This window comes from Nitratidesulfovibrio termitidis HI1 (assembly GCF_000504305.1).
GTDB lineage: Bacteria > Desulfobacterota > Desulfovibrionia > Desulfovibrionales > Desulfovibrionaceae > Cupidesulfovibrio > Cupidesulfovibrio termitidis.
This window is the reverse complement of the sequence record NZ_KI632512.1, coordinates 1,971,629-1,992,426: the sequence shown is the minus strand read 5'-3', so window position 1 is coordinate 1,992,426 and position 20,798 is coordinate 1,971,629. Positions and strand designations below refer to the sequence as shown.

General features: G+C 68.9%; 19 protein-coding genes and 1 riboswitch. Of the genes, 10 read left to right on the top strand and 9 right to left on the bottom strand.

All coding sequences use genetic code 11. The features are described from left to right. Positions 1-105 precede the first annotated feature (105 nt). The 4 genes from DESTE_RS08205 to DESTE_RS17195 form a co-directional block, all read right to left on the bottom strand. Positions 106-1,281, bottom strand: coding sequence for a GGDEF domain-containing protein (locus DESTE_RS08205; RefSeq protein ID WP_035066782.1), 1,176 nt, complete (start codon positions 1,279-1,281; stop codon positions 106-108). Next, positions 1,278-2,162, bottom strand: coding sequence for an HD domain-containing phosphohydrolase (locus DESTE_RS18615; RefSeq protein WP_035066780.1), 885 nt, complete (start codon positions 2,160-2,162; stop codon positions 1,278-1,280). The genes DESTE_RS08205 and DESTE_RS18615 overlap by 4 nt, the downstream gene beginning before the upstream one ends. Positions 2,163-2,533: 371 nt before the next feature. Next, positions 2,534-2,920: a Rid family detoxifying hydrolase gene (locus tag DESTE_RS08195; RefSeq protein WP_035066777.1), complete on the bottom strand. Its 387-nt coding sequence runs from the start codon at positions 2,918-2,920 to the stop codon at positions 2,534-2,536. A gap of 215 nt (positions 2,921-3,135) precedes the next feature. Beyond that, positions 3,136-3,810, bottom strand: a complete 675-nt coding sequence (locus DESTE_RS17195; protein ID WP_051384387.1) for a hypothetical protein — start codon at positions 3,808-3,810, stop codon at positions 3,136-3,138. Between the two features lie 205 nt (positions 3,811-4,015). On the opposite strand from DESTE_RS17195, the gene DESTE_RS08180 reads away from it, so the two are divergent. From DESTE_RS08180 to DESTE_RS08135, 10 genes are all read left to right on the top strand, one after another. Further along, entirely contained in the window at positions 4,016-5,428 is a 1,413-nt protein-coding gene (locus tag DESTE_RS08180; protein WP_035066774.1) for a sigma-54-dependent transcriptional regulator, read from the top strand. 379 nt (positions 5,429-5,807) lie between these two features. Beyond that, positions 5,808-6,251, top strand: a complete 444-nt coding sequence (locus tag DESTE_RS18375) for a hypothetical protein (RefSeq protein ID WP_245590780.1) — start codon at positions 5,808-5,810, stop codon at positions 6,249-6,251. 82 nt (positions 6,252-6,333) lie between these two features. After that, the gene (locus DESTE_RS08170; protein WP_051384386.1) at positions 6,334-6,768 is read left to right on the top strand and encodes a hypothetical protein; all 435 of its coding nucleotides are present in this window, start codon (positions 6,334-6,336) and stop codon (positions 6,766-6,768) included. A gap of 201 nt (positions 6,769-6,969) precedes the next feature. Beyond that, a complete protein-coding gene (locus DESTE_RS08165) occupies positions 6,970-7,773 on the top strand; it encodes a DODA-type extradiol aromatic ring-opening family dioxygenase (protein WP_035066771.1) in 804 nt (267 codons plus the stop codon). 228 nt (positions 7,774-8,001) lie between these two features. After that, complete coding sequence (locus DESTE_RS08160) at positions 8,002-8,274, top strand: hypothetical protein (protein ID WP_035069996.1); 273 nt, start codon at positions 8,002-8,004, stop codon at positions 8,272-8,274. Between the two features lie 372 nt (positions 8,275-8,646). Continuing rightward, positions 8,647-9,951 (top strand): ABC transporter permease, encoded by a 1,305-nt coding sequence (locus DESTE_RS08155; RefSeq protein WP_035066768.1) that lies wholly within the window; start codon positions 8,647-8,649, stop codon positions 9,949-9,951. A gap of 1 nt (position 9,952) precedes the next feature. Continuing rightward, the gene (locus DESTE_RS08150; RefSeq protein ID WP_035066765.1) at positions 9,953-10,780 is read left to right on the top strand and encodes an ABC transporter ATP-binding protein; all 828 of its coding nucleotides are present in this window, start codon (positions 9,953-9,955) and stop codon (positions 10,778-10,780) included. Position 10,781: 1 nt separating this feature from the next. Next, positions 10,782-11,705, top strand: coding sequence for an MlaD family protein (locus DESTE_RS08145; protein WP_035066762.1), 924 nt, complete (start codon positions 10,782-10,784; stop codon positions 11,703-11,705). Then, positions 11,702-12,406 (top strand): ABC-type transport auxiliary lipoprotein family protein, encoded by a 705-nt coding sequence (locus DESTE_RS08140; protein ID WP_051384385.1) that lies wholly within the window; start codon positions 11,702-11,704, stop codon positions 12,404-12,406. Before DESTE_RS08145 ends, DESTE_RS08140 begins: the two co-directional genes overlap by 4 nt. 246 nt (positions 12,407-12,652) lie before the next feature. Next, complete coding sequence (locus DESTE_RS08135; RefSeq protein WP_035066759.1) at positions 12,653-14,698, top strand: methyl-accepting chemotaxis protein; 2,046 nt, start codon at positions 12,653-12,655, stop codon at positions 14,696-14,698. A gap of 393 nt (positions 14,699-15,091) precedes the next feature. On the opposite strand, the gene cobI is transcribed toward DESTE_RS08135, so the two are convergent. From cobI to DESTE_RS08110, 5 genes are all read right to left on the bottom strand, one after another. Continuing rightward, a complete protein-coding gene (gene cobI / locus DESTE_RS08130) occupies positions 15,092-15,871 on the bottom strand; it encodes a precorrin-2 C(20)-methyltransferase (RefSeq protein WP_051384384.1) in 780 nt (259 codons plus the stop codon). Between the two features lie 71 nt (positions 15,872-15,942). Beyond that, positions 15,943-16,968: an ABC transporter substrate-binding protein gene (locus tag DESTE_RS08125; protein ID WP_245590779.1), complete on the bottom strand. Its 1,026-nt coding sequence runs from the start codon at positions 16,966-16,968 to the stop codon at positions 15,943-15,945. A 4-nt stretch (positions 16,969-16,972) separates the two neighbouring features. Then, a complete protein-coding gene (locus tag DESTE_RS08120) occupies positions 16,973-17,986 on the bottom strand; it encodes an ABC transporter ATP-binding protein (RefSeq protein ID WP_035066753.1) in 1,014 nt (337 codons plus the stop codon). Continuing rightward, positions 17,983-19,176: a FecCD family ABC transporter permease gene (locus DESTE_RS08115; protein ID WP_051384383.1), complete on the bottom strand. Its 1,194-nt coding sequence runs from the start codon at positions 19,174-19,176 to the stop codon at positions 17,983-17,985. Before DESTE_RS08115 ends, DESTE_RS08120 begins: the two co-directional genes overlap by 4 nt. Further along, positions 19,176-20,141 carry a sirohydrochlorin cobaltochelatase gene (locus DESTE_RS08110; protein WP_156925300.1) on the bottom strand — a complete coding sequence of 322 codons (966 nt, stop codon included), beginning with the start codon at positions 20,139-20,141 and terminating at the stop codon, positions 19,176-19,178. Before DESTE_RS08110 ends, DESTE_RS08115 begins: the two co-directional genes overlap by 1 nt. A gap of 260 nt (positions 20,142-20,401) precedes the next feature. Further along, a riboswitch (cobalamin riboswitch) is annotated at positions 20,402-20,582 on the bottom strand. Between the last annotated feature and the right edge of the window lie 216 nt (positions 20,583-20,798).

The following is a 20,798-nucleotide window of genomic DNA, read 5'->3' as shown; positions in this document are numbered from 1 at the left end:
TACGGACACGATAGTGACGGAACACCCCCGTCGATGCGCGGCATCGGCGGGGGTGTTGTTGTCTGGAGATGAGGAACGCTGTACCGGGGACGAAGGAATATCCTCCTACCGCACGGCGATGCCGTCGCCGCCGCGCCGCTTCACCGCGTACACCGCGCCGTCGGCGCGGGCCACCATGGCCTGCACGGCCAGGGGCGCGCCCTGGCCAGCGCAGGCGGCGTTGCCCGCGTCGGTCACCGGGGCCAGTTGGCAGGCGGCATCGGCGCGGCCTTCGCCCTGCTGGCGGTAGCGGGCGATGCCGATGCTCAGGGTGCAGCCGTGGTTCTGGCACTGCGAGAAGCGGTGACGGATGCGTTCGGCCACGGCGCGCACGGAATTCTCGTCCGGGCAGGCGAACAGGATGCCGAACTCGTCGCCCCCGATGCGGCAGGGCGTGTCGGTGCCCGCGCGCACGGCCTCGGCGATGACGTCGCCCAGCAGGCGCAGCAGCTCGTCGCCCGCCGCATGCCCGTGGGTGTCGTTGACGGCCTTGAAGCGGTCGCAGTCCACCAGCATCAGGTGGAAGGGCGGGCGCAGCCGCGCTTCACCGGCCAGTTCCGTCAGGCGGCGTTCGAAATGGCGGCGGTTGAACAGGCCGGTCAGCGCGTCGCGCACGGCCAGTTCCTCCATGTGTCGGGCGCGGCTGTCCGTGGCCTCCAGACGGGCCATCAGGTGCCGTTCGCGGCTGGCCACCAGATGGGCCATCCATTCCAGGTTGCGTTTCAGGCGCAGCAGGTCGTGCTCGTCCTCCTGCTCGTTGGGCAGCGCCAGCGGGCGCGGCTGGCGTCCTTCGCGCAGGGCTAGGCAGAAGACGTTGATCTCGCGGATGTCGCGCAGCAGCACGAAGCGGCAGATCAACCCGGCCATGGGGATGCACAGCACCAGCGCCCCGGCCAGGTACAGGGCCACGGCAAGGACCACGTCATCATAGATGCTCACGGGCAGTGCGCGGGGCAGCCCCGGCAGCACGGCGCGGCCCTGCGATTCCAGGTGGTGCAGCAATACCCCGGCGGGCGCCACCACCACCAGAAACAGCGCGATGGCCAGCCGGGTGCGCGGGTTCAGCGCATCCACGCCGCGCCAGAAGGCATCGACGACGCGGCGCAGCCATCGGGGCATGGCCAGGGTCAGCCCCGACGCGGAGACAGTGTCCGTGGCGCGGGCTGCGCCGGAGGGGCCGGAGGAACCGGCGGGACCAACGGAGCCGGGCGCACCGGTATTGCACGAGGTGGTGTGGTTCATGCGGGCACCGGGATCAGCAGGCCGCGCGGCGTGGCGCGACCGTCTTCCCACGTGTCTTCCCATGTGGCGCTCCGTGGGGCGGTGATGTCGTTGCGGCGGACGGGGTCGGCACTGCCCGTCGCGCCAGGGCCGATGGGGGAGGCCGCCGGGGTGGCGGTTGTTTCGGACGGCGGGGCGGCGCCGGGGGCGGGTTTTGCGTCGGGCACGAGGGCGCGCGGCGCCGTGGCGGGGCGGCAGCAACTGGCCACGACGATGGATGCGGTGCCGCCCAACGCTGACCGGGGCGGCTGCGGCGTGCTGAAGGCCCGGTGCATCTCGTCGCGCACGGCAACGAAGGCCTGCACCACGGCGGGGTCGAACTGGCTGCCGGAGCAGCGCAGCAGTTCCGCCTCGGCCTGCTCGAACCGCAGGGCCGGACGGTAGGGACGGTGCTGGAGCATGGCGGACAGGCTGTCCGCCAGGGCGATGATGCGCGCGCCAAGGGGGATGGACTCGCCGCGCAGGCCGTGCGGGTAGCCCCGACCGTCCCACCGTTCATGGTGGTGCAGGATCATGGCGGCCACGCCTTCGTCGGCCAGGTCCGCCACCGGGCTGACGATACGCGCCCCGATGACCGGGTGGGCGCGCATGTGTTCCCATTCTTCGGGGGTCAGGGTGCCCGCCTTCAGCAGCACGGCGTCGGGCACGCCGATTTTTCCTATGTCGTGCAGGTGCCCGGCCACGTGCACGCGGTCGGCGTCCGTCGGAGAAAATCCCATTGTGCGCGCCAGCAGAAAGGCGGCCACGGCCACTTCTTCCGAATGCGAGCGGGTGTGGGCGTCCTTGGCGTCGATGGCGTTGCCGAGGGATTCCGCGAACTGGTGCAGCAGGGTGCTCAGCATGGCCCGTCCCCCACGCTGACGGCGGCAGGTCCGCTTCGGCGGCGCGGCGTTTCGAAGTTGAAAATCATTCTCATGTGCAGGGAATATCCCCATCACCGTGGGAGGTCAATGGGGCAGGGCGGGGAGATCCTCTGATTGTCCGGAAAAAGTGGACGCATCCTGGCGGGCCGCCTGTGTCGGCTCGTGGAAATGGGGGCCGCGGGCAGGGGCCGTGAAGCGGTTCCGGGGAGTGAGGCGGGGAGGAGGATCGGGCTGGCGGCGGTGGAGAGCGCAGGGAAGCGGGATGACAAACGCGGCGGCGCGCCCGACCCGCAGGACGGATCGGGCGCGCCGTGCATCGTGAACGCGCGGGCAGGGGCCGTTTTGGCCCGTTACGGCAGATCGATGATGGCCTCGATCTCGATGTTCGACCCCAGCGGCAGCGCGGCCACCTGGATGGTGGAGCGCGCCGGGAAGGGCGCGGTGAAGAATTCGCCGTAGGCGGCGTTCATGGCCGCGAAGTCGGCCAGATCGGTAAGGAACACGGTGACCTTGACCACCCGGTCAAGGTCGGCTCCGGCGGCCTGGGCCACGGCCTGCACGTTGCGCAGGCACTGGCGGGCACGGGCGCCCATGTCGTCTTCCACGAAGGTGCCGGTGGCCGGGTCCACGGGCAACTGGCCGGAAACGAACAGCAGTCCCCCGCAGGCAAGGCCGGGGGAATAGGGGGCGACCGGTGCGGGGGCTCCGGCGGGGATGATGGCGGTGCGTTGGGCCATTGGCGCGCTCCTGCAATGCGGGGTGTAGGAATGGTTCCGGCGGTGGGCCGCCGGGGGCACGGGGGACGATGGCGCAACCTAGCCATGTCGCCGCGTGCTTGTAAAGACACCGGAGGCAATGCGTACGGGAGATCGCAGGGGCAGTGCGGGAACGGGGCAGGGCCAGCAGGAGATCACCGCCGGGAATTGCGTGGGGGGCTCACGTGTCCCGGCGTCTACTTCTTCCCCTTCCCCTTGCCCTTGCCGTCTTCGAGATAGTCGTCACGGCCATGCTTGCCGTCCTTGCCAGCCTTGCTGCCCTCGTGCTTGTCGTGCTTGCCGCCCTTGCCGGGTTTTCCGTCCCGGTCGCCGTCGTCGGCATGGCGGTCCTTGTCCCGTCCGGTCCTGTCTTGTTTGTCCCGCTTGTCCTGCCCGGCCTTGCCATGGCGGTCCCGGTAGTAATCGCGGTACAGGTCGCGGTCGTCGTCGCGGTTCCAGCTGCCCTTCTTGCCCTTGGAATGGCCCACTCCCAGCGAACCGGGGTGCGCTCCCGCTTCCTTGGCCACCTGTCCCCAACCCATGCCCGATTCGCGCATGGAGCGGATGCGCGCGGGCGACATGCCCGATTCGCGCGACAGGTTTTCGATGCGGGCGTCTTCCAGCTTGTATTCGGAATCGCGCCATTCCCGCTCGTAGCGCGCCGTGGCGTCGCGGTCGCCCGAAGTGCGGACGCGGTCGTAGGCGTCGCGCGCCCGGTCGGCCTGGCGCATGGCATCGTCAACGGCCCCGATGATGGTGTCCGCGTCGGCTGCGTGGGCCGCACGAGTCATGCCGGGCGCAAGAGCCAGGGCCAGAAGCGTCAGCAACAGGGCGGCGGCGGAGCGTCGCCCGGGGAAACAGCGAGAGAACATGCGTACCTCCGAAGTGCTGCGGGCAGGCACGGAGGGGTTCCAGCGTCGCCGTGCCATGCCCGGATTTTTCATTGCTACAGCCTATGGATTGCCGCAGGAAATGTAAAGAAATACAAATGACACCTCAGGTTGAAAACGCGGCGTCCCGCTGCGGGGCTTGCGCTCCGGCCCGGCTTCCCATAGGCGAATGGGCAACGAGGACCACATGAAATACCTGCTCGCCGTCACCCCGCACGAAGACGCCCTGCATGTGCTGCGCACCAGCTTTTCCGGCGACGTCACGGTCATTCCCTGCCGCACCAGGGCCGAGGCGCTGGCCCAGGCCACCGGTCGCGCTCTGGACATGGTGATGATCGACCTTGGCCTGCTGCTGGAAGGGCGCGAGCCCTCGCGCCGCGTGCTGCACGAGGCGGTGTGGGAGGTGAAGCGCCGGGTGCCCTCCGCCGAAATCATCGTGCTGGCCGATGCCGATGCCGTGCGCCACGCCGTGGACGCGGTGCAGGCCGGGGCCGGTGGCTACCTGCCATACCCCCTGCTGGAAGAGGAGGTGCGCCTTGTCGCCCAGAAGCTGCACGAATCGGCGCTGGTGCGCTCGGAACTGGACTACCTGCGCGACCGCCACTGGGCGGGCGACGGGGTGGACCTGGCCCACACCAACAGCCCGCGCATGCGCGAGGTGTTCGACAAGGTGCGGCTGGTGGCGGGCACGCGCAGCACCGTGCTGCTCACGGGCGAGACGGGCACCGGCAAGAGCCTTATCGCCCGGCTCATCCACAACCACAGCAACCGGCGCACGCGGCGGTTCATCAGCGTGCACTGCGGGGCCATTCCGGACACGCTGATCGAAAGCGAACTGTTCGGCCACGAGAAGGGCGCATTTACCGGCGCGGTGCGCAAGAAGCCGGGCAAGTTCGAAATAGCAGAGGGCGGCACCATCTTTCTGGACGAAATCGGCACCGTCAGCCAGTCGGCCCAGATCAAGCTGCTGGGCGTGCTGCAAGATCGGGCCTACCAGCGGGTGGGGGGCGAGGCGGTGCTGCGCGCCGACGTGCGGGTCATTGCCGCCACCAACGAGGACCTGGCCGCCTTGTGCGCACAGGGGCGCTTTCGGCGCGACCTGTACTACCGGCTCAACGTGTTTCCGGTGGACGTGCCGCCCCTGCGCGAACGCAAGGAAGACCTGCTGCTGCTGGCCGAACTGTTCGTGCGCCGCTACAACGCCCAGATGGTCAAGGACATCCGGTCCATCCACCCGGAGGTCATCGACGCCTTCATGGGCTACGACTGGCCGGGCAACGTGCGCGAACTGGAAAACCTCATCGAGCGGGCCTGCATTCTTGAAGGCGGCACCGTGCTCACGCCGGACAGCTTTCCGGCGGAATTCTTCGGCCCCGGCGGGGGCGGGCGGCTGGCCACGGTGGATACCACCCTGCCCCTGGCCGAGGCGCGCCGACGTTCGGTGGACGTGTTCGAACGGGCCTATCTGGAACGGGCGCTGGCCCAGTGCGGGGGCAGCGTGCAACGTACTGCGGCTTTGGCCGGAGTGACCACCCGGCAACTGCACAAGCTGATGACCCGGCACGGGCTGCGCAAGGAAGATTACAAACTGCGCGGCTAGTGTGCCCGCCTGCTCGGAAAACGCCCCCTGGGAATTTCGGAGTGTTGACCTTGTCCGGCATGCAGCGCGCCGATGGTGGAGGAAGTTCGCCATCGGCGCGCTGTGTTTCTGGGCAAGTGACGTAAAAAGAGAACTTTGAATTCTTTTTTTCTATTTCGAGAACCATTGGTTCTTATTATTTGATATTTCATTTTTATTCACAATGTTATGGATTGATATGTCAGCGCACAATGGCAAGTTAGAGGATATTCTGCGGTGTGGTGATCACACAACCTGTAAATATAAGAAGTTACAGTTCCTGTTTTGCCGGGGGGTATACAAAAAATCTAGAAAGAGCGCCAACTTGCCGATATGGCGCGAAAAGTGCTCAGCACTGGTCATGGATTCCCGGCAATACCCGCATGGGGACCGAAACGGCACGGTTTCCGCTGTCGCCACGTCCCGACAACAGGTCTCCGACCCGCGCGGCGGGCTTCCCGAAGGCTCCGGGGGGCCCGCCGACGCCGTGGGCGGTGCAGGTTCCCCGGCCTCGGCGGCGCAGGGGCAACAGGGGCAACAGGGGCAGCAGGGGCGGGAAGGGGAATCGCTGGTGTCCGGCACCGGGTATGTGTTGCCGGACGCCTGGGGCAAGAATTTCGAGGTTGCCGGGGTGCTCATTGCCGACGACCGCGAGCGCGAGCTGGTGGTGGGCAACGTGGCTGAGCATCCGGACCTGCTGGGCCTGTGCCGCCGCAAGGTGACGGCCACGGGCTGGCTGGCGGCGCGTGACGGACGGCTGCTGTTCACGGTGCGCGATTTCATGGTTGTGGACGGGGCGGGGTAGGTTTGTCGGCGAAAGCGCCGGGCGCGGTGTTTTGGTGCGCAAGGGCTGGGCAAGGACAGTGCGCAAGGAAGAGGGCAGGAACATGAAGGCGCGGATACAGGAAGGGATGCGCGGCGCGGCGGCGCCCGCGCGGCGAGGGCTGCGGACGGTAATGGCGGCGCTGCTGCTGGTGCTGCTGGCAAACTGGATGCTTGCGGGGACGGCGGCCCGCGCGACGGGCATGACCCTGGGGCCGGAAACCCCCGAGGTGGTGGTGACCGGCGTGGTGGTTGTGACCGATGACGGCCCGCTGCTGGAAACCATGGACGACCGCATCTTTCTGCTGCGGGGCGTCACCGATCTGGAACTGGACGGGTTGGAAGTGGTGGTGACCGGCGTCGCCAGTCAGATCGAGGAAGGCTACTTCACCCTTGACGTCACCGGGTATTCGGTGGTGGATGAGGATAACGGAGAATCCGCGCCGCAGGCCTCGCACCTGTACGGCGTGGATACCGCGGACCTGGGGCGCAGGATCTAGCCGGCACCAGCGGTTCCGGATTGCCTTGCGCATCACGGCGCGGGGCATTGGACGGACACGGCGTCGCAGCCTTGGGGTGCGGCGTGGCGTGTCCGTCGGCATTTCCAGGGTTGCCTTTCCAGGGCGGCATGTATCCGGCAGCATTTCGGGGCGGCATTTTCCCGGCAGGCGGTTCCTGCCGGATGACAGCGAGGTGAATCCATGGCCCGGCAACCCGTTTTCTACATTCCGCACGGCGGCGGCCCCTGCTTCTTCATGGACTGGACCCCGCCCGACACCTGGAACGCGCTGGCCGCATGGTTGCGCGCGCTGCCCGGATCACTGCCGGAGCCCCCCGCCGCCCTGCTGGTCATCTCCGCCCATTGGGAAGAGCGCGACTTCACCCTGGCCACCACGCCCGATCCCGGGCTGCTGTTCGACTATTACGGCTTTCCGCCGCACACCTACGAACTGCAATGGCCCGCGCCGCCCGCCCCGCACCTGTTCCCCCGCGTGCGCGAGCTGCTGGCCGGGGCGGGCATGCCCCTTGGCGAAGATCCCCGGCGCGACTTCGACCACGGGGTGTTCGTGCCGTTGTTGCTGGCGTGGCCGCAGGCCGCCATTCCCACGTTGCAGATATCCATGCGCCACGACCTGGACCCGGCCGCGCACATTGCGCTGGGCCGCGCCCTGGCTCCCCTGCGCGACCAGGGCGTGCTGCTGGTGGGCAGTGGCATGAGCTACCACAACATGCGGGCCTTCCGCCGGGCCGACAATCTGCCCCTGCCGGACTCCGACGTGTTCGACGCCTGGCTCACCGCCACGGTCACCGACGCGGACCCGCAGCGGCGCAACCACGCCCTGGCCCGCTGGCAGACCGCCCCGGCCGCCCGCGACGCGCACCCCCGCGAGGACCATCTGCTGCCGCTGATGGTGGCTGCCGGTGCCGCCGATACGGATGTGGGGGAGCGGGTATTCGCCTGTCGGGCCATGGGCGCCACCATCGCCGCGCACCGTTTCGGCTGATGCCGGCGGGCGCGTCCTGCCGGAGTCCGGCTTGCGCCAGCCGTGGAGCGCGAAATGTCGAGCGCTTAATATATTGAAATAACGAATGTTTTTTCTTGCGAGAAATTTTTTGCACAACGGGCCAACCAAACGCTTGCGTTTTGAGGAAAGGGGTAATATTCCGCAGTGTTGTGTGGGTCCGAAAGGCGGACCCTTTCCCCGTTCGCACGAGAGCCATTTGTGAACACCATGGAAGGCATCAGGACTATTCAGGGGTACATCGTGCCGCTCACCCTGAAGGGGCACGACGACATGGCCGCCAAGGTGGCCGTGTCCGCCGGGGATACCGAGTTCCACATCGTCCCTCGGGGCGCCGGGGCCGACCTTGCGGCGCACATCAACGCCCACGTGGAAATCGTGGGCACGGTGCGCGAAAAGGATGGCGAGCTGCTGTTGCAGGTGCGCAGCTACAAGCTTACCGACGGCTACGAGCACGAGTGGTACGACGACGACGTGGAATAGCCGTCGTCGGGTATCTCGCCGGTTCATCAGCACCGGCTGGCCGCGTCGACCGGGCATCACCGGCGACCGGGTATCGCTGCCGGGCAGTGCCCGCCGCGTGCGGGCTCTGGCCGCGCGGCTCTCCGCGCTTGCCACGCCGCAGAGATGCGCCCTGCCGACGCCGCATCCTGCCCGTTCTCTTCGTTCTTCCTTCCCCACGTTGCCACGTTTGTGGTTGCGCCCGCCGTCACGTCCGTACTGCGGCCCCTCCGCGGCATGTTTCGTCCGGGCGGATTCCACGCTTTCGCTTCCTTCCGGTCCTTTCCGTTCCTTTCCGCGCCGGTCGTATCCGGCGCCCTTGGCGCAGCCCATGGGGCATGGTAGATTGACCCCATGCGCGAGACCGTTCCCCCGTTCAGAGAGCCCAGCCTCAAGGGCGACTACCGGCGTCCCGACCCGGACGCCCACGCCGGACCCCACGAGCCGGGGCTGTCCTGCACGCCCATGGCGCCCTGCGTGGAGCCCGGCCCGGCTGATCGGGCGGGCGGCAGGCCGGGCAGAGCGGACGACGGGGGCGCGCGCGAGCGGGTGCTTGCCTTTTCCGGCGCGTGGGACGTCGCCTCCATCGGCCGCATGACCGCCCGACTGCTGCGCCGTTGCGCAGAGGTGGGCAACGCCTGTGCGGTGCCGGGCGATGCCCCCGTGGTGCACCTGGACCTGGCCGAGGTGACCCGTCTGGATACCGCCGGGGCGCAACTGCTGTGCCGGGCCGCCGCCAGCATGGCTGCGGCGGGGGCGCACGTGGTGTGGCACGTGTCCGACCCCGGTCAGTCCACGCTGCTGGACCGGGTGCGGGCCATCGACATTTCCGTGGTGCCGCGCGCGCGCCGGGTCTCTCCGGTGCTGGGCGCGCTGAATGCCATCGGGGCGTCCATCATCGAGGAGATGGAACAGGCCCGCGCCATCATCGGCTTCCTGGGCATGTTCCTGGTGTCGCTGGCCGCAGCCGTGGCCCGGCCCTGGCGACTGCGCTGGGTGTCCATCGTGCATCACATGGAGCAGACCGGCATCCAGGCCGTGCCCATCGTGGCCCTGCTGACCTTTCTCATCGGGCTGGTCACCGCGTACATGGGGTCGGAGCAGTTCACCCGCTTCGGGGCGCAGGTGTTCGTGGTGAACCTGATAGAGGTTTCCACACTGCGTGAACTGGGCGTGCTGCTGACGGCGCTCATCGTGGCGGGGCGTTCCGGCTCGTCGTTCACCGCCCAGATCGGGGCCATGGTGGCCAACGAAGAGGTGGACGCCATGCGCTCCATGGGGCTGGACCCCATGGAGGTGCTGGTGATTCCTCGCGTGGTGGCGCTGGTGCTGATGCTGCCGGTGCTCGCCTTCATCGCCGATTTCATGGGCGTGCTGGGCGGGGGCATTGCCTCGTGGCTGTCGCTGGGCATTTCACCCGGCGCATTCGCGGTGCGCTTTCTGGAAATCACCCGGCTGGCCAACTTCGTCACCGGGCTGGTCAAGGCGCCGTTCTTCGCGCTGATCATCGGCATCGTGGGGTGCTTCCAGGGCTTCCGGGTGACCGGCAGCGCGGAATCGGTGGGGCGGCTGACCACCCAGGCGGTGGTGGAGTCGATCTTCCTGGTCATCGTGGCCAACGCGGGCTTCGCCATCCTGTTCATGTCGCTGGGGGTGTAGGGTGACGGTCGCGCCCATCATCTCGCTGCGGGGCATCGCCAACCGCTTCGGCCCGGTGACGGTGCACGAGAACCTGGACCTGGACGTGCGGCCCGGCGAGGTGCTGGGGCTCATCGGCGGATCGGGTTCCGGCAAGTCGGTGCTGCTGCGCACCATCCTTGGCCTGCGCCGCCCCCAGGCGGGTGACGTGCGCGTGCTGGGTGTGGACATCACCCATTCCGACGAGGCCGCGCGCCGCGCGGTGCGCCGCCAGTGGGGGGTGCTGTTCCAGGACGGGGCGCTGTTCTCGTCCCTGTCGGTCATCGAGAACATCAAGGTGCCCCTGCGCGAGTTCACCAACCTGCCGCCGGACGCCATGGACGACGTGGCCGCCCTGAAGCTGCGCATGGTGGGGCTGGCGCCGGAGGCGGCGCTGAAATACCCGTCCGAGCTTTCCGGCGGCATGCGCAAGCGCGCGGGGCTTGCCCGAGCCCTGGTCATGGACCCGGCGGTGGTGTTTCTGGACGAACCCACGGCCGGGCTCGACCCCATCGGCGCTGCGGCCTTCGACGCGCTGATCGCGGACCTGCGCGACGCGCTGGGGCTGACCGTGGTCATGATCACCCACGACCTGGATTCGCTGTACGCGGTGTGCGACCGGGTGGCCGTGCTGGCGGAAAGGCGCATCTACGCCGTGGGCGCCATCGACGAACTGCTGCGGGTGGACCACCCGTGGCTGCGCGAATATTTCACGGGGCCGCGCGGGCGCGTGGCCGCCGGGGTGTCCGACGCTTCGGGCCACGCCGGGCGCGCCGCCCATGCCGGGCAGCCCCCGGCCCAAGGGAGATGACATGGAGATCAGGGCAAGCTACGTGCTGGTCGGGGTATTCACGCTCATGGCCGTGGTGGGGGCGCTGGCCTTCATCCTGTGGACGGCGGGGCGCGGCAGCGGCGTGGACCTCGTGCAGTACGACATCAATTTCACGGGGCACGTTTCCGGCCTCAGCGTGGCCAACGACGTGCTGTTCAACGGGGTGAAGGTGGGCTCGGTGAAGGCCATCACCATCAGCCCCACCGATCCTGGCCGGGTCAAGGTGCGCATCGAGATCGCGGCCGACACCCCCGTGCGCGAAGACTCCATGGCCTCGCTGGAGGCGCGCGGCATCACCGGCGTGACCGTGGTGCAGATTTCCGGCGGCACGGCCACCAGCCCGCTGCTCAAGCCGCAGCCCGGCGAAGAGGTGGCGGTGATCCCTGCCCAGCTTTCGCGGCTGGAGGCCCTGTTCGCCGGGTTGCCCGCCGTGGTTTCCGACAGTCGCGACCTTATCCAGCGCATCGCGGGCATGGCCGACGACGAGAACCGCCGTGCGCTGGCGCAGACGTTGCAGTCGCTGGACATGCTCACCGCGCGTCTGGCCGCCCGTTCCGACGCCATGGACCGCATCATCGGCAATCTGGACGTGACCACCCGGCGGCTGGCCAACGCATCCGCCGGGATGGAAGGCGCCACCGGCGACATGCGCGATTACCTGCGCACCGACCTGCGCGAATCCACCCGCGCCGTGGGCGACATGGCCCGGCGCATGGACGGCATGGTGGCCCGCGCCGAACCGGGCGTGGCCAAATTCTCGGGCGAGGGGCTGGAAGACATGCGCCGCCTGCTGGCCGAAGCCCGTCAGCTGGTGGCCACGCTGGACCGACTGGCCCACAAGGTGGAAAGCGACCCCCGCCGTTTCCTGTTCGGCAACCCCGTACCGGAGTATGATGCCCGATGAGCGCCCAGCTTTCCGTATCGCCCCGCCTTCTTCCCATCAGGCCCGGCTCCCCCGGCCGGAGGGGCCGCGCCCTGGCCGCGCCGCAACTGTTCTGCCTGCTCTGCCTGCTGCTGGCCGTGCTGTCCGGCTGCGCCCGCGTGCTGGATCCCGGCCCCGCGCCCACCCACCTGCTGCTGGCCCCGGCCATGCCCGGCCCCGGCGCGGGCGGCGCGTTGCATCTGCAACTGGCCGTTTCCCTGCCGGAGACCAGCCGCATGCTGGATACCGACCGCATCGTGCTGGTGCTGGGGGGGGCGAACGGGCGCGAGGTGCGCTACTATGCCGGGGCCAAGTGGACCAGCCCGGCCCCGCGCCTGGTGCAGCGGCTGCTGGTGGAAGCCTTCGAACGCGTCGGGCGGCTGGACGGCGCGGCAGAGGAATCCGCGGGCATCTACCCCGACTACCGGTTGATGACCGATCTGCGTCGCTTCAATACCCGCATGGGCGAGGGGGGCGTGCCGCTGGTCGAGGTGGAACTGGCCTTGCGCCTGGTGGACCTGAAGACCGGGCGCATCGTGGCCTTTACCGCCATCGGGCGCGACTGCCGCGCCGCCGGGTCCGCCCTGCCGCAGGTGGCGGAAGCCTTCGAAACAGCCATGGGCGACGTGCTGGCCCGGGCCACCGCGTGGAGCCTGGAAGCCATGGCCGCCACCCGTTCCTGACGCGGCGTGCGGTCCTGCGTCGCGCCCGGCGCGGCATTGCGCCCCGCCGATGCCGCAGGGCTGCCCGACTCCGCCTTTTCCCCCTTCGTATGCGCTCGGGGCCGGATTCGTTCCGGCCCCGCTGTTTTTCCGCACAGTATTTTCTGCGGCGCGGGGCTATCGCCAGTCAGGGCGCCGTGCTACGCTGGCACCATCAGGATCTGATGTGGCGCTCTCGGGGGAGGGCTGCAACAGACGAGGTGGTCCATGGGCTGGAATCTGCGCAACCGTTTCCTCGTGCCGACGCTGGGGCTGGTGCTCATCGGCATGGTCGTGTCTTCGTGGCTGTCGTATTCCGTGTCGGAAGACGCCCAGCACCAGGCCATCACTGCCCAGTCGGAAATGATGGTGCGCGCCGCCACGGGTGAATTGGGCAGGCGCATGCAGGACCAGCGCGAGGACATCGCCTCGCAGGGCATGCGCAACGTGCTGGCGGACGTGTTGCGGGTGCCGCCGGGGGCCGACAAGGCTGCCGTGGTGCGGCGCGCCAACGAGGCCCTGCGCCAGGTGGTGGCCACGTACAACGTGTATCAGGTGGTCAACGTGCTGGGGCCGGACGGCATCGTGGCGGCCAGCAACCTGGACGAATCGGTAGGCAAGGAAAACCGCTCCAATCGCGACTACTTCAAGCGCGGCATGCAGGGCGAGGCCACCGTGTCCGAGCCGCTCATGAGCATGACCACCAACACTCCCGTGGTCGTGGTGGCCACGCCCCTGAAGGTGGACGGCAAGGTGGCCGGCGTTGTCTACGGCTCGGTGGATCTTGCCAGGTACGCAAAGGAATTCATCAATCCCATCAAGATCGGCAAGACCGGCTACGCCTTTCTGGTCTCCGGCAACGGCAAGATCATTGCCCACCCCGACGCCTCGCTGATCCTCAAGACCGACATCAGCGAACTGGACTGGGGCAAGAAGGTGCTGGCACAGCGCACGGGCAGCATTGCCTATCCGTGGCAAGGTATAACCAAGTACGCGTACTTCATGGAAGAACCGTTCTCGAAGTGGATCATGTGCATCACCGTGGACGAAAGTGACATTCGCGACCCGGTGGCCGCCATCCGCAACGTGAGCGTGGCCGCCACCACGATCATCCTGGTGCTGGTGGGAACGGTCATTTTCCTTATCGTGCGCAACATCGTGAACGCGCTGGGCAAGGGTGTGGAATTCGCCAGTGCCGTGGCCGAGGGTGACCTTTCGCGGCAGTTGGACCTGGCCCGTTCCGACGAGATCGGCACACTGTCCAACGCCCTGCGCACCATGGTGGACCGGCTGAAGGACATGATCGCCACCTCGGAGCAGAAGACCCGCGAGGCCGAGGAACAGGGGGCGCAGGCCCGCCGGGCCATGGCCGAAGCCGAAACCGCCCGCGCCGAGGCGGAACGCGCCAAGAGCGAGGGCATGCAGCAGGCCGCCGCACGGCTGGAAGTGATCGTGGACCGGGTGGGGTCCGCGTCCGAGGAGCTTGCCGCCCAGATCGAGCAGGCCAGCCGGGGCGCCGACGTGCAGCGTGAACGCACCGGAGAGACCGCCACGGCCATGGAAGAAATGAACTCCACGGTCATGGAGGTGGCCCGCAACGCCTCGTCCGCCGCCGACAACGCGGAAAAGGCCCGTCGTCAGGCGGAAGACGGCGAGGGCATCGTGCGTTCGGTGGTGGAGGCCATCGAGGACGTCAACGACAAGTCTTCCCTGCTGCGGAGCAGCCTGCACGAACTGGGCGACCGGGCCGAATCCATCGGGCAGATCCTGAACGTGATCAGCGACATCGCCGACCAGACCAACCTGCTGGCGCTGAATGCCGCCATCGAGGCGGCGCGGGCGGGCGATGCCGGGCGCGGTTTTGCCGTGGTGGCCGACGAGGTGCGCAAGCTGGCCGAAAAGACCATGAATGCCACCAAGGAAGTGGGCGATGCCGTGCGGGCCATCCAGGGCTCGTCGCGCGAGAACGTGCAGGGCATGGAAGAGGCGTCCATGTCCGTGGGCCGCAGCACGGAACTGGCCACCATGGCTGGCGATTCCCTGCGGGTGATCGTGGATGTGGTGCAGGAAACGGCAGACCGGGTCCGGGCCATCGCCACGGCGGCGGAAGAGCAGTCCGCCGCCAGCGAGGAGATCAACCGGGGCACGGACGAGGTGAACCGCATCGCGGCGGAGACGGCGGAAGTCATGGAACAGTCGTCCCAGGCCGTGGGCGAATTGGCCCGCATGGGGCAAGAGTTAAGGCAGTTGGTGGAACAGTTGAAGCGGGGGTAGGGCTGTATCCAAATTGTCCTTTCGCTCGTTGGCTGCGTCAAACTTCGTCTGCCATGTCGGTCGAATACGGTAAGAGTATACTCCCTCATGGCAGGCTCGTTTTCCTTGCCAACGAACGAAAATCCTAATTTGGAAACAGCCCCAGGAACGTGTAGCCCTCATATATATATATGGATGCAAGGGGACGGGCTGTCCGGCGATGCCGGGCGGTCCGTCGGTGTTTGTGGTCAGCGGGGTGCGCAAGGAACTCGGATGGCTGGACGGGCGGAGATACGGTGGGGCAGGGGAGAATAGGTCTTGCCGACATTGCCCGGGGTTGCATGGACAAGGGCCGCCCGTGGGAAACGAGCGGCCCTTCGGCTTCGCAGGATAGGGAATGGGAGCCGGAAAGGGCTATGCCATGCCGGTATCGTTGTCGGTATCGTCGCCGGTGCGGGCCTTGGGCACCAGCAGCAGGGTCAGGTAGTGGGGCGTGTCCGGGGCCTCGGCCAGCGTGGGCGCAATGATCTCGCCCGGCAGCCCCAGGCGGGAGACGAACACCGCCTGCTCCGCCGCGCCCTGGTCGGTCAGCACCCGGCGGATTTCCGGAAACTTGCGGTACGCCTTCAGGATCACGGCATTGTCCGCGCCCGCCACGTCGTCGGCCAGCTTGTCCGTGCCGTTCACGCCGGGCACCAGCAGCAGGGTTTCGTCCGCTTCGCACAGGATGGTGCGGGTGCGGGCGGCCGCCGCCTGGTACGAGGTGACGCCCGGCACCACCTGCACCGCGTCGTCGGGCAGGTCCGGGGCCACCCGGCGCAGGGTGCGCAGCAGGTACCCGAAGGTGGAATAGATCAGCGGGTCGCCCAGGGTCAGGAAGGCGGCGTCCTCGCCCTTGCGCAGGGTGTCGGCCACGGCGCGGGCGTTGGCTTCCCACGCGGCGGCAAGGGCGGCCTTGTCGCGGGTCATGGGAAAGCCCAGCGTCTCGATGCGCACGTCGGCGGGCAGGTGGGGGCGGGCGATGTCCAGCGCCACCGAATAGTCGTTGCGCGTGGACGAGGCGGCGAACACCACGTGTACCCGGGACAGGGCGTTGGCGGCGCGCAGGGTGAGCAGGTCCGGCTCGCCGGGGCCGACGCCGATGCCGAACAGGGTGCCGCAGGCGGGCAGGGACGTATTGTTGAAGGCAGGCATGAAAAACCTCTTGGGATAGGGCGCGGTCGGGTCAGGCAAGCCGCGAGTCAGGCAGGCCGTGGGTTCAGGGGCTACTTTTTGGGGCCGGTAGCGGGCGTGGCCGGGGTGGTGCCCCATACATCGGGGTGCAGGTACCGGGCAAGCTCCTCCACGGCGTCCACGGCGCGGGGGCCGGGGCGGGAGTAGCTGGCCTCGTCCACTTCACGCACGTGGCCGTTCCGGACGGCGGACAGGGTGGCGTAGTGGGGCCGGGTGGCGGGCGGTTCCGGTTCCGGATTCATGGGGCCGCGTTGCAGCAGATAGACGGCGGGGTCGAGTCGCAGCAGTTCCTCTTCGCTCAGGCGGGCCACCCGGCCTTCGGCGGTGACGCAGTTGCGGCCACCAGCGTGGTTGATGATGTCGGTGACGATGGAATCGGCCCCGGCGGCCAGCAGGTTGGGGTGGCGCACCTCGAAGAACACGGTGGGGCGGGGGCTATCCGCCACGCGCGCGGCCACGGCGTCAAGCCGGGCGCGCAGGGCCGCTTCAAGCGCGGCGGCGCGTTGCGGCTCGCCGGTCAGGGCGCCTACCCGGCGCAGCACACCGAACAGTTCCTCGAACGACCCCACCCGGAACACGGCCACGGGAATGCCCAGGGCGCGCAGCCCCTCCACGGCCTCGCCCGCCTCGCGGCGGCCCTCCATCTGCAACACCAGGTCCGGCGCCACGGCGGCCACCATTTCCGGACTGGGCCGCATGTGCGTGCCGATGACCGGCAAGGCGCGGATGGCGGCGGGTTCGTCATCGGCGGCGGTGCGGGCCGCGATGCGATCGGTCAGGTCCATGGCCGCCAGCAATTCGTTGAAGGCCCCGTACAGGGCCACGATGCGCCGGGCGGGGTGGGGCAGGCGCACTTCGCGCCCCGTATCGTCGGTGATGGATACCGGCCCGGCAGAGTGCATGCCAGCTTGTCTGGTACTGGTGCCGGCAACGGCGGGCGCGGTAAGGATAATGACCAGCGTGGTCAGCAGGGGCAGGGCCACGGCCAGCGTCCGGTACGGGCGCTGGAAGGGCGTTGCCGCCGTGGTCGTGGCGGGCTGGTAAGCAACGGAATGCATGTGCTCAATCATCCTGTGTTCCCGTGGCAAGAGGCGCGGTCTGTGCGGAAATGTCGGGTTCGCCGCAACGGGCCGGGGGTGTTGCGGCGAGGGGATGCGCATGTCCGGAAAAGTCGGACAGTGACGGTGCAGATTCCGGAAGCCGTGCATCGTGACGGTGTGGCGAGTGCTTGCTTTCGGTGGAGTCCGCCATGGCGCGTTTCTCTGGAGTTACGGGCAGCCTCGTGTGCACATCCAACCGGAATGCCCCGGGCACGTAGAAGGCCTGCGGTGCGCCGGTGACCGGGTGGGGGTGCACCGTCACCGGGGTTTCGTACACCTCGGAGAGCACTGCGGCGGTAAAGGTGCGCTCCACCGGGCCGTCTTCCACCACGCGGCCATGCTTCAGGAATATCAGACGGGTACAGTACAGGGCGGCCAGGTTCAGATCGTGCACGGCGGCCACTATGCGTGCCCCGGCCCGGTGGCGCGTGTGCAGCAGATCCAGGATGTCCAGCGCGCGGGCCACGTCCAGCCCGGCGGTGGCCTCGTCCAGCAGCAGGGTGTCCGCGCCCTGGGCCAGTGCGCGGGCCAGCAGCACCCGTTGCAGTTCGCCCCCGGACAGGGTGCGCGCCCCGCGCGCCGCAAGGTGGGCGCAACCGGTATCGCGCAGGGCGGCGATGGCGGCTGCATGGTCGTCCGGACCGTAGCCGCGCAGCAGGGTGGTGTGCGGGTAGCGGCCCATGAGCACCAGCGACAGGGCGTCCATATCGGGAATGTGTTCCGGTCGCTGGGGCACGGCGGCGATGCGCCGGGCCCGTTCGCGCGGGCGCAGGCGGTGCAGGGGCGCGCCGTTCAGGGTCACCGTGCCGGAGCGCGGCGTCAGTACGCCGGACAGCACCAGCAACAGGGTGGTCTTGCCGCTGCCGTTGGGCCCCAGCAGCCCCACCAGTTCGCCGGGGTGCACGGACAGGGATACGTCGCGCAGCACGTCTTCCGTATTGCCGTACCCGGCATGCACGCGGGAAAGTTCGATCATGGCGTGACCCCGGATTCTCTTGGTCCTGCCGTCGGGCCGGTCGTCCGGGCTGCCGTGCCGCGCCCGCCGCGCACCAGCAACAGACAGAAGAATGGCCCGCCCAGCAGCGCCGTGACCACGCCCACCGGCAGTTCCGCCCCGCCGGGCAGCAGGGTGCGGGCCAGCACGTCGGCCCAGGCCAGCAATATGCCGCCGCCGAACCATCCCGCCGCCAGCAGCGGGCCGTGCGCCGCGCCCAGACGCATCCGCGCCAGGTGCGGCACCACCAGCCCCACGAAGCCGATGACCCCGCTTACCGCCACGCAGCCTGCCGTGATCAGGCTGGCGCCCACCAGCAGTTGCAGGCGCACGCGGGCCGTATCCATGCCCAGTTGCCGGGCCTGCACGTCGCCCAGGGCCAGGATGTCCAGTTCGCGAAAGCGCGGCAGCACCAGCAGCAGGCCCAGCGCCAGCCACGGCAGCAGCACCGCGGTGTGCGCCCAACCGCGTCCCTGCAGGCTGCCCATGATCCAGAACACGATGCTGGACACGGATTCCTCGTCCAGCGCCTTGACCAGCGAGACCAGCGCCGAGAGCACGGTGGACACCACCACACCAGCCAGCACCACGGTTTCGCGGCGAAAGCCTCCACCCGCCGCCCCGCCCAGCAGCAGCACCGCGCCCAGCGAGGCCAGTGCCCCGGCCAGTGCGGCCAGCGGCAGCAGGGCCTGGGGCGACAGCGCCGCGAACGCGGGCAGATGCAGGGTCAGCCACGCGGCCAGCGGGCCGATGCCCAGGGTCAGCGCCAGCGACGCGCCGAATGCCGCCCCACCGGACACGCCCAGGGTGAACGGGTCGGCCAGCGGGTTGCGCAAGACCCCCTGAAACACCGTGCCCGCCACGGCCAGCCCGCCCCCCGCCAGCAGGGCCAGACAGACGCGGGCCAGGCGGATGCGGGTGACCACCAGCATGTGGGTGGCGTCGGGCGTGGCGCCGACCCCGCCCGCCAGCCCGCCCGGCAGCGCCAGTTCGGCCAGCGCCCGCAGCACGTCGCCCACGGCGATGTGGAACGGCCCGAACAGGCAGGCCAGCACCACCGTGGCCGCCCAGCACAGGACGGCCAGCAGGATGATGCGCAGGGCGCGGCGGGGCCGCGCGGCCCCGGACCACGCCTGTGGCGGCACGGTCCGGGGCGCGGTGGCGTTGTGCATTACTGGTCCAGTTGTTTCAGGGCCACGTCCAGGTGGCGCAGCCAGATGGCGACGATGGCGTCGGACGACGCTGTGCCGCGCAGCACCGGGCGCGGGGTGATGCCCCGTTCGCGCAGCAGCGAGGCCAGCGAATCCGGTTCGTCGCCCGCCATGTCGTTGTGGGCATGGTCGCCCGCCACGGCCATCAGCGGCACCAGCCAGGCGGTGCGCACCTTGCGGGCGGCCAGGGTGGCGGTCACCTCGTCGAACGAGGGCGATCCCTCCACCACGCTGATGAAGAACAGCGGGTCGGCCTTGGTCAGGTAGTACTGCATGGCCGGGTAACTGAGCGTGGCGGGGTGGTGCGGGTTGCCGTGGCCCATGAAGATGACGGCATCACCAGGCTTGCGTTCCTTGGGCAGCAGCGATTTCAGGGCCACGGCCAGGGATTCGGCGTCGTCGGTGGAACCCAGCAGGGGCAGGCCCACGGTGATGCGGGTCAGCCCCTTGGGCAGGCCTTCCATGGCCTTGGCGGTGGTCAGCAGGCCGCTGAATTCCGCGCCGGTGATGGTATGGAACGACTGCACGGCCACGTGGGTAAAGCCGTCCTCGGCCATGTCGGCCAGGGCCTGCTGGGGCGAAGCGGCGGGCTTGCCTTCCCTGATCAGCGAGGCTCTGGCTTGCCGGGCCGTCCAGGCCCAGCGGATTTCCGCGTCGGGATGGGCGGCGCGCACCAGGCGTTCGATGTTGTCCAGCGCGGGGCGGGCTTCTTCCACCGTGGTGCCGAAGGCAACCAGCAGGATGCCGTCCTTGCGGAGGGCATCGCCGCCGTGTCCGGCCTGGGCGGCCACGGGCAGGGCCAGGCACAGGATCAGCAGCAGGGGGAGCAGTCGGGCCGCCAGCAGCGGCAGGGAGCGGGAACGGGAGAAGGCGCACGAAAGGGCGCCCCGCCGCAGGGCGGGCAGGCCGGAAGGCACGAGAAGCATGGGGACCTCCGAAGGAGGCAGGCGGGCAATTGGCAAGGCGGCGGGCGCACGGGAGATGCGGTCCGTTACGGCCCGGGACGTGCGGCGTGTTCCCCATCCGCTGATGCGGCTGGTGCGGCCGATGCGTCCGTTGCGCCGGATGGAGTGGCGTGGCGGACGCGGCGGACGCGGGGACACGGTGTGTGCGGTCGGGCAGGCACGGGCGCGCGAATCGTGGCCGCCGGTCCCGGAAGGGCAAAAGCCCCGTTGCCTTCCGGGCATGGCCGATGACGCGTCAGGCAGGTCTTCCGGCTTGCCCGACCTGCTCCGGCCTTCCCGGACCATGGTCCAGTGGCGCTCTGGGGAGCAGGCGTTCTGACGGGCTTACGGCGGCGGGTCCGCTCCCGATTTGCACGGGATTCCCTATCAAGTCCGATGGACACCTGAAGGGTCATGGATAGGCCCCGTGCGGCGAGGCTGTCAAGCAACAGGACCGCGCGGGGGGAGAGCAGGGAGGTGTGCCGAGAGGGGCCGGTCGGGGCCGGTCGGGGCCGGTCGGGGCGGGTCGGGGTGGGTCGGGGCGGGGACGCCCGGCAGGGGGGCGCGGCATACGGAGCCGGGGTTTGCGAAGTCTCCTGAGGCCCCCGGATTTCCTGAACGCCCGGAAAGGTGGGGGTA

Coding starts and splice junctions, on each gene's coding strand:
- DESTE_RS08165 (WP_035066771.1), top strand. CDS start 6,970: ATGGCCCGGCAACCCGTTTTCTACATTCCGCACGGCGGCGGCCCCTGC.
- DESTE_RS08170 (WP_051384386.1), top strand. CDS start 6,334: ATGAAGGCGCGGATACAGGAAGGGATGCGCGGCGCGGCGGCGCCCGCG.
- DESTE_RS08160 (WP_035069996.1), top strand. CDS start 8,002: ATGGAAGGCATCAGGACTATTCAGGGGTACATCGTGCCGCTCACCCTG.
- DESTE_RS08140 (WP_051384385.1), top strand. CDS start 11,702: ATGAGCGCCCAGCTTTCCGTATCGCCCCGCCTTCTTCCCATCAGGCCC.
- DESTE_RS08120 (WP_035066753.1), bottom strand. CDS start 17,986: ATGATCGAACTTTCCCGCGTGCATGCCGGGTACGGCAATACGGAAGAC.
- DESTE_RS18615 (WP_035066780.1), bottom strand. CDS start 2,162: ATGCTGAGCACCCTGCTGCACCAGTTCGCGGAATCCCTCGGCAACGCC.
- DESTE_RS08145 (WP_035066762.1), top strand. CDS start 10,782: ATGGAGATCAGGGCAAGCTACGTGCTGGTCGGGGTATTCACGCTCATG.
- DESTE_RS08155 (WP_035066768.1), top strand. CDS start 8,647: ATGCGCGAGACCGTTCCCCCGTTCAGAGAGCCCAGCCTCAAGGGCGAC.
- DESTE_RS08115 (WP_051384383.1), bottom strand. CDS start 19,176: ATGCACAACGCCACCGCGCCCCGGACCGTGCCGCCACAGGCGTGGTCC.
- DESTE_RS08125 (WP_245590779.1), bottom strand. CDS start 16,968: ATGCATTCCGTTGCTTACCAGCCCGCCACGACCACGGCGGCAACGCCC.
- DESTE_RS08195 (WP_035066777.1), bottom strand. CDS start 2,920: ATGGCCCAACGCACCGCCATCATCCCCGCCGGAGCCCCCGCACCGGTC.
- DESTE_RS08135 (WP_035066759.1), top strand. CDS start 12,653: ATGGGCTGGAATCTGCGCAACCGTTTCCTCGTGCCGACGCTGGGGCTG.
- DESTE_RS18375 (WP_245590780.1), top strand. CDS start 5,808: ATGGATTCCCGGCAATACCCGCATGGGGACCGAAACGGCACGGTTTCC.
- cobI (WP_051384384.1), bottom strand. CDS start 15,871: ATGCCTGCCTTCAACAATACGTCCCTGCCCGCCTGCGGCACCCTGTTC.
- DESTE_RS17195 (WP_051384387.1), bottom strand. CDS start 3,810: ATGTTCTCTCGCTGTTTCCCCGGGCGACGCTCCGCCGCCGCCCTGTTG.
- DESTE_RS08180 (WP_035066774.1), top strand. CDS start 4,016: ATGAAATACCTGCTCGCCGTCACCCCGCACGAAGACGCCCTGCATGTG.
- DESTE_RS08205 (WP_035066782.1), bottom strand. CDS start 1,281: ATGAACCACACCACCTCGTGCAATACCGGTGCGCCCGGCTCCGTTGGT.
- DESTE_RS08110 (WP_156925300.1), bottom strand. CDS start 20,141: ATGCTTCTCGTGCCTTCCGGCCTGCCCGCCCTGCGGCGGGGCGCCCTT.